This window comes from Actinosynnema sp. CA-299493, from assembly GCF_050946825.1.
Lineage (GTDB): Bacteria > Actinomycetota > Actinomycetes > Mycobacteriales > Pseudonocardiaceae > Actinosynnema.
In genome coordinates this window covers 790,924-805,018 of the sequence record NZ_CP191993.1, presented here as the reverse complement: position 1 = coordinate 805,018, position 14,095 = coordinate 790,924, and the positions used below count along the sequence as shown (strand labels likewise).

At 70.8% G+C, this 14,095-nt stretch carries 17 protein-coding genes; 9 read left to right on the top strand and 8 right to left on the bottom strand.

The genetic code is table 11. The annotated features are described in order from the left end of the window. Nucleotides 1-429: 429 nt before the first annotated feature. Nucleotides 430-1,668: a DUF885 domain-containing protein gene (locus ACQPYE_RS04020; RefSeq protein WP_498719184.1), complete on the bottom strand. Its 1,239-nt coding sequence runs from the start codon at nt 1,666-1,668 to the stop codon at nt 430-432. A gap of 240 nt (nt 1,669-1,908) precedes the next feature. Between ACQPYE_RS04020 and ACQPYE_RS04015 the strand changes: the two genes are divergently transcribed. Both ACQPYE_RS04015 and ACQPYE_RS04010 read left to right on the top strand, forming a co-directional pair. Continuing rightward, the gene (locus ACQPYE_RS04015; protein WP_498719183.1) at nt 1,909-2,259 is read left to right on the top strand and encodes a hypothetical protein; all 351 of its coding nucleotides are present in this window, start codon (nt 1,909-1,911) and stop codon (nt 2,257-2,259) included. A 316-nt stretch (nt 2,260-2,575) separates the two neighbouring features. Further along, entirely contained in the window at nt 2,576-2,905 is a 330-nt protein-coding gene (locus ACQPYE_RS04010; protein ID WP_498719182.1) for a hypothetical protein, read from the top strand. Between the two features lie 167 nt (nt 2,906-3,072). Here ACQPYE_RS04010 and ACQPYE_RS04005 read toward each other — a convergent pair whose 3' ends face one another. After that, nucleotides 3,073-3,852, bottom strand: a complete 780-nt coding sequence (locus ACQPYE_RS04005) for an isoprenyl transferase (protein WP_498719181.1) — start codon at nt 3,850-3,852, stop codon at nt 3,073-3,075. Nucleotides 3,853-3,933: 81 nt separating this feature from the next. Here ACQPYE_RS04005 and trhA point away from each other — a divergent pair, with 81 nt between their 5' ends. Continuing rightward, nucleotides 3,934-4,605: a PAQR family membrane homeostasis protein TrhA gene (gene trhA / locus ACQPYE_RS04000; RefSeq protein WP_498719180.1), complete on the top strand. Its 672-nt coding sequence runs from the start codon at nt 3,934-3,936 to the stop codon at nt 4,603-4,605. On the opposite strand, the gene ACQPYE_RS03995 is transcribed toward trhA, so the two are convergent. From ACQPYE_RS03995 to ACQPYE_RS03985, 3 genes are all read right to left on the bottom strand, one after another. After that, the gene (locus tag ACQPYE_RS03995; RefSeq protein ID WP_498719179.1) at nt 4,596-5,648 is read right to left on the bottom strand and encodes a M1 family metallopeptidase; all 1,053 of its coding nucleotides are present in this window, start codon (nt 5,646-5,648) and stop codon (nt 4,596-4,598) included. The genes trhA and ACQPYE_RS03995 overlap by 10 nt on opposite strands. 41 nt (nt 5,649-5,689) lie before the next feature. Further along, nucleotides 5,690-6,247: an ATP-binding transcription factor AbmR gene (gene abmR, locus ACQPYE_RS03990; RefSeq protein ID WP_498719178.1), complete on the bottom strand. Its 558-nt coding sequence runs from the start codon at nt 6,245-6,247 to the stop codon at nt 5,690-5,692. Between the two features lie 76 nt (nt 6,248-6,323). Continuing rightward, nucleotides 6,324-8,291 carry a thioredoxin domain-containing protein gene (locus ACQPYE_RS03985; RefSeq protein ID WP_498719177.1) on the bottom strand — a complete coding sequence of 656 codons (1,968 nt, stop codon included), beginning with the start codon at nt 8,289-8,291 and terminating at the stop codon, nt 6,324-6,326. 53 nt (nt 8,292-8,344) lie between these two features. Here ACQPYE_RS03985 and ACQPYE_RS03980 point away from each other — a divergent pair, with 53 nt between their 5' ends. Continuing rightward, entirely contained in the window at nt 8,345-9,091 is a 747-nt protein-coding gene (locus ACQPYE_RS03980) for a metallophosphoesterase (protein WP_498719176.1), read from the top strand. A 12-nt stretch (nt 9,092-9,103) separates the two neighbouring features. Here ACQPYE_RS03980 and ACQPYE_RS03975 read toward each other — a convergent pair whose 3' ends face one another. Together ACQPYE_RS03975 and mca are read right to left on the bottom strand one after the other, a co-directional pair. Then, entirely contained in the window at nt 9,104-9,424 is a 321-nt protein-coding gene (locus ACQPYE_RS03975) for a hypothetical protein (protein WP_498719175.1), read from the bottom strand. Next, nucleotides 9,421-10,302, bottom strand: coding sequence for a mycothiol conjugate amidase Mca (gene mca, locus ACQPYE_RS03970; protein ID WP_498719174.1), 882 nt, complete (start codon nt 10,300-10,302; stop codon nt 9,421-9,423). The genes ACQPYE_RS03975 and mca overlap by 4 nt, the downstream gene beginning before the upstream one ends. 110 nt (nt 10,303-10,412) lie before the next feature. Between mca and ACQPYE_RS03965 the strand changes: the two genes are divergently transcribed. Together ACQPYE_RS03965 and greA are read left to right on the top strand one after the other, a co-directional pair. Continuing rightward, entirely contained in the window at nt 10,413-10,823 is a 411-nt protein-coding gene (locus ACQPYE_RS03965; RefSeq protein ID WP_498719173.1) for a DUF4307 domain-containing protein, read from the top strand. A 185-nt stretch (nt 10,824-11,008) separates the two neighbouring features. Further along, nucleotides 11,009-11,503: a transcription elongation factor GreA gene (greA, locus tag ACQPYE_RS03960; RefSeq protein ID WP_498719172.1), complete on the top strand. Its 495-nt coding sequence runs from the start codon at nt 11,009-11,011 to the stop codon at nt 11,501-11,503. 106 nt (nt 11,504-11,609) lie between these two features. On the opposite strand, the gene ACQPYE_RS03955 is transcribed toward greA, so the two are convergent. Further along, entirely contained in the window at nt 11,610-12,104 is a 495-nt protein-coding gene (locus tag ACQPYE_RS03955) for an Lrp/AsnC family transcriptional regulator (RefSeq protein WP_053719386.1), read from the bottom strand. Nucleotides 12,105-12,179: 75 nt separating this feature from the next. Between ACQPYE_RS03955 and hppD the strand changes: the two genes are divergently transcribed. The 3 genes from hppD to ACQPYE_RS03940 all read left to right on the top strand — a co-directional run bounded on the left by hppD (nt 12,180) and on the right by ACQPYE_RS03940 (nt 14,066). Further along, nucleotides 12,180-13,361 carry a 4-hydroxyphenylpyruvate dioxygenase gene (gene hppD / locus ACQPYE_RS03950; protein ID WP_498719171.1) on the top strand — a complete coding sequence of 394 codons (1,182 nt, stop codon included), beginning with the start codon at nt 12,180-12,182 and terminating at the stop codon, nt 13,359-13,361. A gap of 170 nt (nt 13,362-13,531) precedes the next feature. Next, on the top strand, nt 13,532-13,762 hold the full coding sequence (locus ACQPYE_RS03945) for a hypothetical protein (protein ID WP_498719170.1): 231 nt from the start codon (nt 13,532-13,534) through the stop codon (nt 13,760-13,762). A gap of 31 nt (nt 13,763-13,793) precedes the next feature. Then, nucleotides 13,794-14,066 (top strand): DUF2277 domain-containing protein, encoded by a 273-nt coding sequence (locus tag ACQPYE_RS03940; RefSeq protein ID WP_498719169.1) that lies wholly within the window; start codon nt 13,794-13,796, stop codon nt 14,064-14,066. Nucleotides 14,067-14,095: the final 29 nt, after the last annotated feature.

Sequence of the window (14,095 nt, the reverse complement as noted above, 5' to 3'; positions counted from 1 at the left end):
TGCGTTCACGGCAACTCCCTCACGAACGCGGCACCCGCGTCCGCTCCTCGCTGGGCCAGGCAACCACCCCGATCGACCGGACCGCCTCCGCTAGCTGGAGGCGCGCCGGTCACGAGGGCCGGGTGCCGGCCCTCTCGCGCTCATCACCGCCGGCGGAACCGGCGATACGACGACAGCCACGATCAGGGCCTCCCTGCGCGGTCCGCAGTGGACGCGTCCCGCCAACCGGAAGTTACCTCTGCGGGTCCCTCTTATGCAGGCAGCCACACAGGTGATTCGTCAATTCGTCACCTCGCCGCAAAACTGGCGAAAGACGGCCACTCCGGGTGCGCGTGGCCGACGCCCAGCCGTCACATCGGCGCAACCTGACGTCGTCCACGCAGCTCAGAGCACGTGCGGTCGGCCGTGGCGGGGTCGTGGCGGGTGCCGTCACCCAGGGTCGCCGGACAGCCAGGGCACGCCCGCCGCGACTTCCTCCGCCAACGCCGCCGGCACCAGCGGTTCGTCGAGGAGTCTCAGATAGCGGTCGCCCAAGGTGTCCGTCCGGGCCCGGAGGTCGAGCCACGCCCGGACCAGGCGCACACCTTCCACGTAGGTGGTCGTGTAGGCCCGCCACAGAGGGTCACCGAGGAAGCGCAGCATGTGGCGGGCGCGGCGTTCGGGGACCAGCAGCCAGCGGCACAGGAAGTCGACCACGTCATCCGGGTGGGCACGCCGGTCGTGGAGCATCAGGGCGGCGTCCTGACGCACGGTGAGCAGCCCGGAGAGCGCGCTTTCCACCCGTTCGGCCAGCTCGCCGTCCATCCGCAGGCCGAGGTCGGCCATGATCTCCTCGGTCCAGCGGCCCCAGCCGGCGCCGACCACGGCGTGCAGCCCCAGTTCGGCCATGCCCTCGGCCATCAGGCACTGCGGCGTGTTGATGAGGAACAACGCCTGCTCGGCGTGCCCGCGCTTGCCGACCAGGCCCACCTCCTTGCGGCAGTGCTCGGTGTGGTGGCCGGGGTAGGACTCGTGCGCGACCAGGTGCGGCAGGTTCGACATCCGGTGGCCCAGGTCGGCGTTGATCGCCACGCGCGACCGGAAGCCGCCCAGGTAGTAGTTGAAGCCGCTCCACGGCTTGTCGGTGACGACCTCGTACTCCACCACCTCGTTCGCGGGCAGCTCGAACCGCTGCCGCACGCGGTCGCGCAGCGCGCTGGACAGCGCGTGCACCGTGCCCTTGAGGCGAGGCGGCGGCACCTCGTCCAGCGCGCGGTGGTCGGCGAGCCGTTCGGCCAGCGTGCCGGTGCCGGGCAGCAGCTCGTCCAGGCCGGCGTGCGCGCGGCGGTAGGTGTCCGGGTGACCCGGGCGGATGTCGACCTGGAAGTACGCGCGCACCTCGTCCACGAAGCCGACGCGCACGCCGGCGAGCTTGCGGGCGATCGTCTCGACGGCCACCAGCTGGGCGTCCAGGAAGCGCTTCCGATCCGGTTCCAGGTCGGCGCCCGGCAGCTCGCGGCGCAGCAGGGCGGCCCGCTCGGTCAGCGCCACGGGGTGCGACCTCGGTTCGACGTCCACGGCGCGGCGCAGCGCCCGGTCGCCGGTGAACGAGTCGACCAGCCCCGGCGACAGCCGGTCGAGCCGCAGCCCGAGCAGCAGGTACTCACGCACGATCCGGTCGCCGTCCACGGACTGAAGACCATACGAGATGACCGGCCGGTTTACCACAGGCGAACCGCAGTCACGAATTTTGGCCCGAAAAGACACCGCAATGGGGGACACCCACGTTCGGCGGATCACACAATGGTGTTATGGAGATCCATCCGGGGCGTCTGGTTCGGTAGTTTGCCGGGCAGACAAGACGCACCCACAACCGGGCTTCCGAGCAGCGCTGGATCGACCGGGATACCACAAAGAGGAGTGTTGATAGTGCTGAAGCAGGCAAGCACCGTCGCCGCGATCGTGGCCGGACTGATGATGGTCGGCGGGCCGGCATTCGCCGTGGCGGGCGACCCCCACGAGCACGGTCACGACCATGGCCACGGCCACAGCAACTGGCACGTGAACGAAGGCGGCGAAGAGGGGAACTACGCCGACCAGTTCGGCCTCCTCAACTTCGCCCAGGACTCGGACGTCGCGAGCAACCTGAACGTGTGCGAGGTCGAGGTGAACATCCTCACCATCCCGATCCTCTCGAACAACGACGAGAGCACCTGCATCAACACGGACAACGACGACAACGACGACAACGACAGCCACGGTCACGACCACGACGACTGATCGGCCGTGACCTCGGTGGGTCCGGTCGGCCCCACCGAGGTCGCCGAGGCTCCGAGCCCGTCGAGCCCCGTCGAGCGCAATACCCGCACAATGGCGGCACAGCAGGTGGCGCAATCTCCGGATTCACACCCGAGAACAAAACCGGAAAACGCCGCGTTCACACGATGGTGTCAGCCTGGTGCAATTCATAGCACAAGCCAGTAAGTTACCGGAGCGAGGGCATACCGCCTGAGCCGCCAGACTCCCCGAATGCTCGGAATGTTAGAGCGAGGTTCTGGGCGTCACATCAATTCCCCACTAGAGGAGTGTGTTCCACATGTTCAAGAAGGCAGGCGCTGTCGCCATCGCCGCGGCTGGACTCATGATGCTGGGCTCTCCCGCGTTCGCCACGCCGCACCACGACGACGACCACGGTTACTACACCGCCGTCGGCGAGCTGAACTCCTACGTCGACGTCGAAGAGGGCGAGGAGGGTGACTACGCCGACCAGTTCGGCCTGGTCAACTTCGCTCAGGACTCCGACCTGCTGAGCAACATCAACCTCTGCGAGCTCGAGGTCAACGTCCTGGCGATCCCGATCCTCTCGAACAACGACGAGAGCTACTGCATCAACACGGACGACGACGACAACGACGACAACGGCTGAGTCTCGCTGACCGCTCGTTGACGTCTCGTCGAATCCTCCAAGGGCGGCGCACCCCGGTTCGGGGCGCGCCGCCCTTGGCGTGTCGCGGGTCGTGCCGCGCGCGCCGGGATGCCCGTGGGTCGCGATACCCCTCGTCACCTGCGGGTTCGGTGCCCGCAGGCCCGGTGCTAGGAGCCGAAGCGGCGGTGCCGGATGGCGTAGTCGCGCAGGGCGCGCAGGAAGTCGGTGCGGCGGAACTCGGGCCAGTAGGCCTCGGTGAACCAGAACTCGGAGTGCGCGGACTGCCACAGCATGAACCCGGACAGCCGCTGCTCCCCCGAGGTGCGGATGAGCAGGTCGGGGTCGGGCTGACCGGACGTGTAGAGGTGCTCGGCGATGTGGTCGACGTCCAGGACCTCGGCGAGCTCCTCGATCGTGCCGCCGGACTCGGCGTGCTTCTGCAGGAGCTTGCGGACCGCGTCGGCGATCTCCTGCCGGCCGCCGTAGCCGACCGCGACGTTGACCTCCAGGCCGGTGCGGCCCTTGGTGCGCAGTGCCGCCGCGGACAGTCGGGCGGCGGTCTCGGTCGGCAGCATGTCCAGCGCGCCGACGTGCCGGATGCGCCACGGGTTGCCGGGCTCGGCGAGCTCGTCGACGATGTCGGCGATGATGCCGAGCAACGGGTCCAGTTCCTCGGCCGGCCGGTTGAGGTTGTCCGTGGAGAGCATCCACAGCGTGACGACCTCGACCTCGGCTTCGCGGCACCAGCTCAGCAGTTCCAGGATCTTGCGGGCGCCGGCCCGGTGGCCGTGGGCGACGTCGTCGAAGCCCGCCTCCTTGGCCCACCGACGGTTGCCGTCGAGCACCACGCCGACGTGCCGTGGTCGTTGCTTGCCGTCGAGCCATCGGTTGAGGCGGAACTCGTAACCCTTGAGCAGGACGCTCTTGACCTGTTCGCGAAGACCCACGCTGGAAGAGCGTACGCCGGGTGGGCGCGGTCACGCCGTCGTGTGCTGACCCGGTCACCCGCGCTCCCGTAACCTCGGGGCGTGACCACGTCGACTCAGACCCCACAGCCCGCGCTGCGGCCTCGCCTGCGGGGGTGGCTGCACCTCTGGTCGTTCGTGGTGTCCGTGGGGACGGGCGCGACGCTGGTCGCCCTGGCCGCGGCCACCGTGTCGGCGAAGGCCGCGTTGGCGACGTCCGTGTACGGGGTGACCGTCCTCGGCCTGTTCGGCGTGAGCGCCCTGTACCACCGGGTGAACTGGGTCAGCGTGCGGGCGCGGACGTGGATGAAGCGCCTCGACCACTCGATGATCTTCGTCTTCATCGCCGGCACCTACACGCCGTTCGCGCTGCTGGCGATGCCCCCGGACACGGGCAACGTCGTGCTGCTCGTGGTGTGGGGCGGCGCCCTGGGCGGCGTGACGCTGAAACTGGCCTGGCCGCACGCCCCGCGGTGGCTCGGGGTGCCGATCTACATCGCGCTGGGCTGGGTGGCGGTCTTCGTCCTGCCCGACCTGCTGCACCACGTCGGCGTGGCAGCCCTGGTCCTCCTCCTCGTGGGCGGCCTCCTCTACACCGCCGGCGCCATCTTCTACGCGTCCCGCTGGCCGAACCCCTGGCCGGAAGTCTTCGGCTACCACGAGTTCTTCCACGCGGCCACCGTGCTGGCGGCGCTGTGCCACTACATCGCCATCTGGTTCGCGATCTACTCCTGACCAGCGGTTCGGGGCCAGTGGGAGGCGAAGTCGGCTTCGGTGGCGTGGCGGTGGGTGAAGGTGGTCATGACGGTTCGCAGCCCTCGCAGGAGGGCCGGGCGGCCGATGGTGGCCTCGGTCTCCAGGATGCGGGCCAGGTAGGGGGCGTATGGGCGGTCCGGGAGGGGTTGGTCCGGCAGGTCGTCCCACGGGCGGCTGCGGGGTAGGGCGTTTTCGACGTAGAGGCGGCTCAGGTAGACGGCGAGGCCTTCCACCAGCGGGCCCGTGCTGCTGACAAGGTTGCCCGACCACTGGTGCGCCACCTCGTGGCTGATCACCGTCGCCGCGTGGCGGGCGTTGTCCAGGCGGTCCAGCACGGACTGGTCGACGAGGATCAGACCCGCGGTGGACAAGGCCAGTGACGAGAGGTCGTGGACGAACACCACCTCGCACTTGGGGTACGGGTTCGGGCCCAGCAGGGTCTCGTAGAACCGGGTCGAGTCCGTCACCAGGTCGGCGATGGCGGCGCCGTCCACCGACGCACGGGACCGCGGCACGTACACCGACTCGTGCGCCCGCACGAACGGACCCGCGGCGGCCGACACGGCGAACCTCGACATCGGGACCGTCGGGCTGAACGTGCGGACCTCACCGCCCGCCACGACCGCCGGGCCGTTCGACACGCACGTCCACGACGGCGGCACGGTCACGGTCAGCGCGACCGGCGCCTGGTGCCACCGGTCGCCGAAGTCGCCCATGGTGCGTCGCGCGAAGTCCGGGTAGTTCGTCGCGTACAGGTAGACCTGGCCGTCCACCGGGTCGACCACGCGGCGGAAACCCCGCTCGGCGAACGGGAACAGGGCCTCCACCCGCAGCACGTTCGCGCCCTCCAACGGCACGTCCCACCGCATCGGGCCGCCGTTCAACGACGCGTCGAGCACCTCGTCGGCCTCCAGGTCGACGCGCGAGCGCCCGCCCTGGAAGCGGATCGTGGTGCGGCCCCGGACCTGCGCGGACGACGGGTCCAGCCGCCAGGCCAGGTCGTACGACTCGACTGTGGTCATGATCCACCCCGTTCCCAAGCTAGTCGGGGAACGGGGTGTCGTCACGCCAGGTCCGGGCCTTGCGCCCGCAGGTCGTCCACCCGGGTCATCGCCTCGCGCAACTCGGTCAGCCACGTGTCCGCGTGCTCGCCGACCAGCCGCACGGCCCACGCCAGCGCCTCCGACCGCGACCGCGCGACGCCCGCCGCGACGAGCGTGTCCAGCACCATCCGCTCGGGCTGCCGCAGCCGCGTCATCACCGGCACCGACAGCGTGGTGAACAGCTCCTCCGCGCCACCGAGCCGGGCGCCCCACGCGACCTTGCGCCGGTACCGGTGCTCGGCCTGCCGCGCGATCTCGATCCGCTCGTCCCTGGTCTGCTCCCGGAACCGGCTGATCCGGCCCGACTCGGCCGCCGCGCGCTCGGCGTCGTCGGCGAACGAGCCCTCCACCGCGGGCAGCGTGCCGACGACCAGGATCTCCTCCCGGTCCACCGTCACGACCGGCGCTCCGGTGAACCAGCCGTCGGGCAGCCTGCCGCCGAACCACCCGACCGCGTCGTCCGCCGGCGGCTGCTCGGCCTGCTGCCAGCCGCCCCTGCTTCCCCATCCACGTCGCATCCCGCACCACCTCTGATTACATGATTACAGTGATGCTGACGCTACGCCGGTAACGCCGGACAGCGCGTCCGGTTCGCTACCGGTGGACGGCCAGGGCCTCGACCAGCTCGGCCACCGACGTCACGGGTCGGTCGCACACGTACCCGCGGCACACGTAGGCCGCCGCGCCACCGTCCACCAACGGCCGGTCGGCCAGCAGCGGCGCGGAGTCCGGCGCGCCCGCCACCACCACGCCGCCGCCGTGCACACCACGCCACGCGGCACCGACCAGCTCGGACGCGGCGCCGACCACGGCGACCTGCACGGGCCCGAGCGCCAGCGCCTCGGCCACGCTCAGCCAGTGCCCGGCGAACCGGGGCTCCCGCGCGGCCAGCAGACCGGCGCGACCGAGGGCGGCCTCGGCGGCCTCGCGGTAGGTCGACGGCCCGCCCAGCACGGACGCCGTCACGAGCGCCGAGGCCAACGCCGACGCGCCGGACGGGGTCGCGTTGTCCGACGGGTCCGACGGCCGCTGCACCAACGCCTCGGCGTCGTCCGCCGTGTCGTAGTAGACGCCGGGCTCCTCCCCCGCGAACCGCGCCAGCGCCGTGTCCAGCAGTCCACAGGCCACGGTGAACCACTTGACCTCACCGGTCGCCTGGTGCAGGGCGAGCAGGCCGTCGGCGAGGCAGCCGTAGTCCTCCAGCACGCCCGCCGCCGTGCCCGCCGCGCCGTTGCGGGACGTGCGCAGGAGCCGCCCGTCGACCAGGTGCACGTCCAGGACCAGCGACGCCGCCCGCACGGCCGCCTCCACCCACCGCGGCTCGCCGAACACCGCGCCCGCCTCGGCCAGCGCGGCGACCGCGAGGCCGTTCCACGCCGTCACGACCTTGTCGTCACGTCCCGGCTGCGGCCGGCGGTCGCGTGCCGCCAGCAGCTTCGCCGCGATCCCGTCGTCCGGCGTGCCGAGCATCCGCAACGTCGACGCGCCGTGCTCGAACGTCCCCTCGTCGGTCACGCCGTACAGCGCCGCAGCGCGCGCTCCGGTCGCCATCCCGAGCACCTGGACGAGCTGCGCGGGCGTCCACACGTACGTCAGGCCCTCGACGCCCTCGGTGTCCGCGTCCAACGACGCCGCGAACCCGCCCTCCGCCGTGCCGAGGTCGCGGATCAGGAACTCGGCCGTCTCGCGGACCACCTGGCGGTACCGCGGGTTGTCGTCACGCCGGCTCAGGTGCGTGTACGCGCGCAGCAGCAGAGCGTTGTCGTACAACATCTTCTCGAAGTGCGGCACGACCCAGGCCGCGTCCACGCTGTACCGCGCGAACCCGCCCGCCAGCTGGTCGTACAGCCCGCCGTTCGCCATCGCGTCGCACGTCGTCCGCGCCATCGACAGCGCCTCCACCGATCCGGTCCGCTCGTGGTGGCGCAGCAGGAACTCCAGCGCCATCGACGGCGGGAACTTCGGCGCGCCGCCGAACCCGGCGTTGGCCCGGTCGAAGTGCCCCAGCAGCGACACCACCGCGCCGGCCAGCACCTCCTCGTCCACAGTGGACTGCGGCAGCGGCTTGAACGCCAGCTGCGCCACGATCCCGGCCGCCGACTCGCGCACCTCGTCGCCCTGCTCGCGCCACGCGTGGTCGATGGCCTCCAGCACCTGCCGGAACGACGGCAGGCCCGGCCGGGGCGACGGCGGGTAGTAGGTGCCCGCGTAGAACGGCTCGCCGTCGGGGGTGAGGAAGCACGTCATGGGCCAGCCGCCGTGCCCGCTGAGCGCCTGCGTGACGGCCATGTAGACCGCGTCCACGTCCGGCCGCTCCTCGCGGTCCACCTTCACGTTCACGAAGTGCTCGTTCATGTACGCCGCGGTGGCCTCGTCCTCGAACGACTCGTGCGCCATCACGTGGCACCAGTGGCACGCCGCGTACCCGACCGAGAGCAGCACCGGCACGTCCCGCTCGCGCGCCTCCTCGAACGCCTCCGGCGACCACGGGCGCCAGTGCACCGGGTTCTCGGCGTGCTGGAGGAGGTACGGGCTGGTCGAGGACGCGAGCCGGTTCGTCATGGCTCCACAGTAATTCCCGGACAACCGCCGGACCCGTCGATCAGACTGGGGGCATGGAGCCCTCCGGTGAGCCGTTACCGCACGACCTGCGCCACGAGACCGGGCCGTTCGACGTGGTCGGCGACGTGCACGGGTGTCACGTGGAACTACGCCACCTGCTGCGCGAACTGGGCTACTCCGACGAAGGCGCGCACCCGGAGGGGCGCAAGGTGGCGTTCCTGGGCGACCTCGTGGACCGCGGCCCGGACACGCCGGGCGTGCTGCGGCTCGCGATGGCCATGGTGGCGGCGGGCAACGCCGTGTCCGTGCGCGGCAACCACGAGGAGAAGCTGGTGCGCGCGCTGAAGGGGCACCAGGTCCAGGTGAGCCACGGCCTGGAGCAGTCGTTGGACCAACTGGCCCGCGAGACCCCGCGGTTCCGCGCCGAGGTGCTGGCGTTCTGCGACTCCCTGGTGCCGCACTACGTGCTGGACGGCGGCAAGCTCGTCATCGCCCACGCCGGGCTGCCCGAGCGCTTCCACGGCAGCGAGTCGCCGCGGATGCGGTCGCTGGCGCTCTGGGGCGTGGGCACGGGCGAGTACGACTCACGCGGCTTCCCCGTCCGCTACCCGTGGGCGCGCGACTACCGGGGCGCCGCCATGGTCCTCTATGGACACACACCGGTCGCGGAACCGGAGTGGGTGAACGGAACCCTGTGCCTGGACACGGGCTGCGTGTTCGGCGGCAGGCTGACCGCGCTGCGCTACCCGGAACGGGAACTGGTCTCCGTCCCCGCCCGGCGGACCTGGTACGAGCAGTAGGACGGGCGGGACCTAGCCGTCCTTCCGCGCGCCGCCGTTGCCGTTGCCCGCCTTCGCCCCGGGCTTGGCTCCCGGCTCGGCCGCGGGCTCGGCCCCGGGCTTGGTCTCGGGCTCCGGCTCGTCGAACGACGCGGGCAGCTTCTTCAGGTGCTTGCTCATCGACTTGACCAGGAAGACCACGGCGATGAAGAACAGCACCAGGACCAGCAGGCCCAGCGGGGAGGACTTGCCGAAGTCCTCCTGCTGGCCGCCCGGGTCCTTGTCCGTGGACGGCTGCTGGGCCAGGACGACCGCCGTGGTCTGCTCCCACGGGATCGGGTCGAACGAACTCACGCGGTCACCCTCTCCCGGACGCCCGCGAACAGGTCGTCCTCGGGCACGGTGCTGTCGACCAGCGACCGCGCCAACTCGTACTCCTCCGTCGGCCACACCGAGCGCTGCATCTCCAGCGGCACGGCGAACCAGCGGCTCTCCGGGTCGATCTGGGTGGCGTGGGCCTTGAGGGCCTCGTCGCGCACCGGGAAGAAGTCGGCGCACTCGACGCGGGTGGTGACCCGCTCGATGACGTCCGGCTTGTCGGTGTCCCAGCCCGCCAGCCACTCGGCGTACGGGGACTCCTGGCCCTCGGCGATCAGGGCCTCGTGGAACGCGGTCAGCTTCGCGCGGGAGAAGCCGTGCGAGTAGTACAGCTTCAGCGGCTGCCACGGCTCGCCCAGCTCGGGGTGGCGCTCCGGGTCGCCGGCCGCGTCGAACGCGGCGATCGACACCTCGTGGCAGCGGATGTGGTCGGGGTGCGGGTAGCCGCCGTTCTCGTCGTAGGTGACGATCACGTGCGGCCGGAACTCGCGGATCACCTGGACCAGCGGCGGCGTCGACTCCTCCAGCGGGGTCAGCGCGAAGCAGCCCTCGGGCAGCGGCGGCAGCGGGTCGCCCTCGGGCAGGCCCGAGTCGACGAAGCCCAGCCAGCGGTGCTGCACGCCCAGGATCTCGGCGGCGCGGGCCATCTCGGCGCGGCGGACCTCGGCGATGTTCTCCAGCACGTCGGGGCGGTCCATGGCGGGGTTGAGGATGCTGCCCGCCTCACCGCCCGTGCAGGTCACGACCATGACCTCGTGGCCCTCGGCCACGTAGCGGGCCATCGTGGCGGCGCCCTTGCTGGACTCGTCGTCGGGGTGCGCGTGCACCGCCATCAGGCGCAGCTTCTCAACCATGACGGTGGTGCTCCTCCTCGCCCCTGCCGAACCTGTCTGGTCCGGCCCCTGCGACACTCAACGCGGTGGTCGAGGGACATTGTTCCCCACGGGCGGGAAGGCTTTGGACAGTGGCACTGCCGGAGGGTCGGTACGGCACACCGCGCAGGTCCCTGCCCAGGTGGGCGCGCTGGTCACTCCCCGTGATCGCGGTGCTGGTGGGCGGGGTCGTCGCGTGGGTCGGCTACCGCAACCTCGGCACGATGCCCGTCGAGGCCAAGCAGACCGCGTTCACCGTGGTGGACGGCAGCACGGTCGAGATCACGTTCGAGGTGGTCAGGCAGACGCCGGAGCAGTCCGTGGTGTGCATCGTGCGCGCGCGTTCCGGGGACGGCGACGAGGCCGGCCGGCGGGAGGTCCTGGTCGAGCCGGGAGCCGGCACGGTGCGTGCGACGACCGTGCTGCGGACGTCCAAACCACCGGTCACCGGTGAGGTCTTCGGCTGCTCCTACCAGGTTCCGGCGTACCTGTCCACGAGGTAGCGGCCAAGCGGGTGATCTGCGGGTTTAGTGGCGTATCCGGGAACAAAACGCCGTCGTCGAACGTTCTGTGTCTGTTACTCTGGCCTTTCAGCACGGCCCCGACGCGGGCCGTGTTTTTCCGTTCCGGGCTGGTGCGCCCGGGAACTGCCAGCCCACGCCGTGGGCCGGAGCAAGACGAGGAGTTGGTGACCGTGAGCGACACCGAGGTGACCTGGCTGACCCAGGAGGCCTACGACCGGCTCAAGGGGGAGCTGGACGAGATGATCGAGAATCGCCCGGTCATTGCTGCGGAGATCAACGCGCGTCGCGAAGAGGGTGACCTCCGCGAGAACGGCGGGTACCACGCGGCCCGTGAGGAGCAGGGCAAGCAGGAAGCCCGCATCCGCCAGCTCCAGGAGCTGTTGAGGGTCGCCAAGGTCGGCGAGGCGCCCACGGTGTCGGGTGTCGCGGCGCCCGGCATGGTGCTCACAGTGCGTTACGACGGGGATGACGAGACGGAGGAGTTCCTGCTCGCCACCCGTGAGGAGGGCGCGCACGGCGCCCTGGAGGTCTACTCGCCCTCGTCGCCGCTGGGCAAGGCGTTGCTCGGCGCGAAGGAGGGCGAGGCGCGTCAGTACGAGCTGCCGAACGGCAGCACGATGAAGGTCACTCTGATCAAGGCCGTGCCGTACGCCGGCTGACCCCAGACACCGGGAGGGCGGCCACCACGCGGGGTGGCCGCCCTTCTGCTGTCGCGCCACCTGTTCCGTTCGTCACGTGACCGTTGCTCAGGTGGCCGTTCGTTCGTCAGGTGACCCGTTCCAGCAGGGGCCGCACGCGGGGCGGCACCGGCGTGGAGAGCGCGATCGACGTGGACAGCCGCTGCACGCCCGGCACGTCCACGATCGAGTCGATCACCCGTTGCAGGTCGGCGTTGGACCGGGCGACGACCCGCGCGAACAGGTCGCCCGGCCCGGTCGTCGCGTGCACCTCGCACACCTCGTTGATCGCGGCCAGGCCCTGCGACACCTCGTGCCGCCGGCCCTGGGCGATCTCCAGCACGGCGAACGCGGTGAGGCCGTAGCCCATCGCGGCCAGGTCGAGCGCGGGCGGGAAGCCCGTCAGCACGCCGCGCGCCACCAGCCGGTCCAGCCGGGCCTGCACCGTGCCGCGGGCCACGCCGAGGCGCCGTGAGCACTCCAGCACGCCCAGCCTCGGCTCGTCGGTGAGCAGCAGCAGCAGCCGTGCGTCCAGAGCGTCGACGGCCTGGTCAGAGTGTTCAGCTTGCGGGTCCGAAGGCATATTTCACTGTACAGAACGTCCAGTGAAACCGGTGACTGTTGCTCACCCTGACCAGGCGCGCACATCCTGTGGAGCATGACGCAGCAGCTTGACGACGTGAGCTACGACCAGCTCCGCCAGCTCGTGGGCCTGGTCGACTACGACGGGACGCGTGACCCGTTCCCCGTCCGCTCGATGGACGCCGTGGTCTTCGTGGTCGGCAACGCGACCCAGACCGCTTGGTTCTACCAGGTCGCCTTCGGGATGCGGCTCGTCGCCTACGCCGGGCCGGAGACCGGGCAGCGGGACCACAAGTCCTTCGTGCTCAAGTCCGGCTCGGCGCGGTTCGTGATCAACGGTGGCGTGCGGCCGGACAGCCCGCTGCTCGACCACCACCGCAAGCACGGTGACGGCGTGGTGGACCTCGCGCTGGAGGTCGCCGACGTCGACCGGTGCGTCGAGCACGCGCGGGCGCAGGGCGCGACCGTCCTCGTGGAGCCGCACGACCTCACCGACGAGCACGGCACCGTCCGGACCGCGGCCATCGCGACCTACGGCGAGACCCGCCACACGCTGGTCGACCGGTCGAGGTACCGCGGGCCGTACCTGCCGGGGTACGAGGCGCGGGAGAGCACGGTCGTGCGGCCGGCGGGCGCGCCGAAGCGGTTGTTCCAGGCGGTCGACCACTGCGTGGGCAACGTCGAGCTCGGCCGGATGGACCACTGGGTCGAGTTCTACAACCGGGTGATGGGCTTCGTGAACATGGCGGAGTTCATCGGCGACGACATCGCCACCGACTACTCGGCGCTGATGAGCAAGGTCGTCTCCAACGGCAACCACCGGGTGAAGTTCCCGCTCAACGAGCCCGCCGTGGCCAAGCGGAAGTCGCAGATCGACGAGTACCTGGAGTTCTACGAGGGCGCCGGCGTGCAGCACATCGCGCTCGCGACCAACGACATCGTGACCACGTTGACCGCGATGCGCGCGGCCGGCGTGGAGTTCCTGGAGACGCCCGACTCGTACTACGACGACCCGGAGCTGCGGGCGCGCATCGGTGAGGTGCGCGTGCCGATCGAGGTGCTCAAGGAGCACCGGATCCTGGTCGACCGGGACGAGGACGGCTACCTGCTGCAGATCTTCACCAAGCCGATCGGGGACCGGCCGACGGTGTTCTACGAGCTGATCGAGCGGCACGGGTCGCTCGGCTTCGGCAAGGGCAACTTCAAGGCCCTGTTCGAGGCGATCGAGCGCGAGCAGGAGCGCCGGGGCAACCTCTAGCTCCGCGGTCTCCCGCAGCTGCTGCTTCGGGAACGGGCCGGTCCGGGCACCCCGGGCCGGCCCTTTCGCGTCGGATCCTGTCGGAACGCTGACGATGGCCGTACCGCACGCGCCGGGACCGGTACTCTCGGTGCGGGGATATCTCACACAGCATTCACCTGGAGGGTGGCATGGCGCTCGCGGCACGGGTCACCGCGGTGCTCCCGCTCGTCGGCGCGGTGGCCACGGCCGTGGCGTTGACCGGCGCGGCCTTCTTCACCGTGGCCCACGCGGGGTGCGCGGACGCGGGCCGGTTCGTGGACCGCGACGGCGTGGTGGAGTTCGTCGGCGGGTGCGTGGACGGGCACGAGCTGCCCGCCGTGCCGCGGGTGGAGAACGCCCGGTACGACGTCAAGCCCTGACGTCCGCGCGCGTTTGGGCGATAGTGGACCCATGTGTCGCAACATCAGGGTGCTCCACAACTTCGAACCGCCCGCCACCGAGGACGAGGTCCACGCGGCGGCCGTCCAGTACGTGCGCAAGGTGAGCGGGGCCACGCGTCCGTCGGCGGCGAACCAGGAGGCGTTCGACGCGGCCGTCGAGGCGGTGGCCGAGGCCACTCGCGTTCTGCTGGAAGCGCTGGTCACGCAGGCCCCGCCCCGTGACCGCGAGATCGAGGCCGCCAAGGCCAAGGAACGCTCCGCCGCCCGCTTCGGCCCTCGCTGACCCGCGCGAGTCCTACGTTCACGCCTCGT

Excerpts from the sequence above, each read along its gene's own strand:
- ACQPYE_RS03995 (WP_498719179.1), bottom strand. The coding sequence starts at position 5,648 with ATGACCACAGTCGAGTCGTACGACCTGGCCTGGCGGCTGGACCCGTCG.
- hppD (WP_498719171.1), top strand. The coding sequence starts at position 12,180 with ATGACGCAGCAGCTTGACGACGTGAGCTACGACCAGCTCCGCCAGCTC.
- ACQPYE_RS03945 (WP_498719170.1), top strand. The coding sequence starts at position 13,532 with ATGGCGCTCGCGGCACGGGTCACCGCGGTGCTCCCGCTCGTCGGCGCG.
- ACQPYE_RS03955 (WP_053719386.1), bottom strand. The coding sequence starts at position 12,104 with ATGCCTTCGGACCCGCAAGCTGAACACTCTGACCAGGCCGTCGACGCT.
- ACQPYE_RS03985 (WP_498719177.1), bottom strand. The coding sequence starts at position 8,291 with ATGACGAACCGGCTCGCGTCCTCGACCAGCCCGTACCTCCTCCAGCAC.
- abmR (WP_498719178.1), bottom strand. The coding sequence starts at position 6,247 with ATGCGACGTGGATGGGGAAGCAGGGGCGGCTGGCAGCAGGCCGAGCAG.
- ACQPYE_RS03940 (WP_498719169.1), top strand. The coding sequence starts at position 13,794 with ATGTGTCGCAACATCAGGGTGCTCCACAACTTCGAACCGCCCGCCACC.
- ACQPYE_RS04010 (WP_498719182.1), top strand. The coding sequence starts at position 2,576 with ATGTTCAAGAAGGCAGGCGCTGTCGCCATCGCCGCGGCTGGACTCATG.
- ACQPYE_RS03980 (WP_498719176.1), top strand. The coding sequence starts at position 8,345 with ATGGAGCCCTCCGGTGAGCCGTTACCGCACGACCTGCGCCACGAGACC.
- mca (WP_498719174.1), bottom strand. The coding sequence starts at position 10,302 with ATGGTTGAGAAGCTGCGCCTGATGGCGGTGCACGCGCACCCCGACGAC.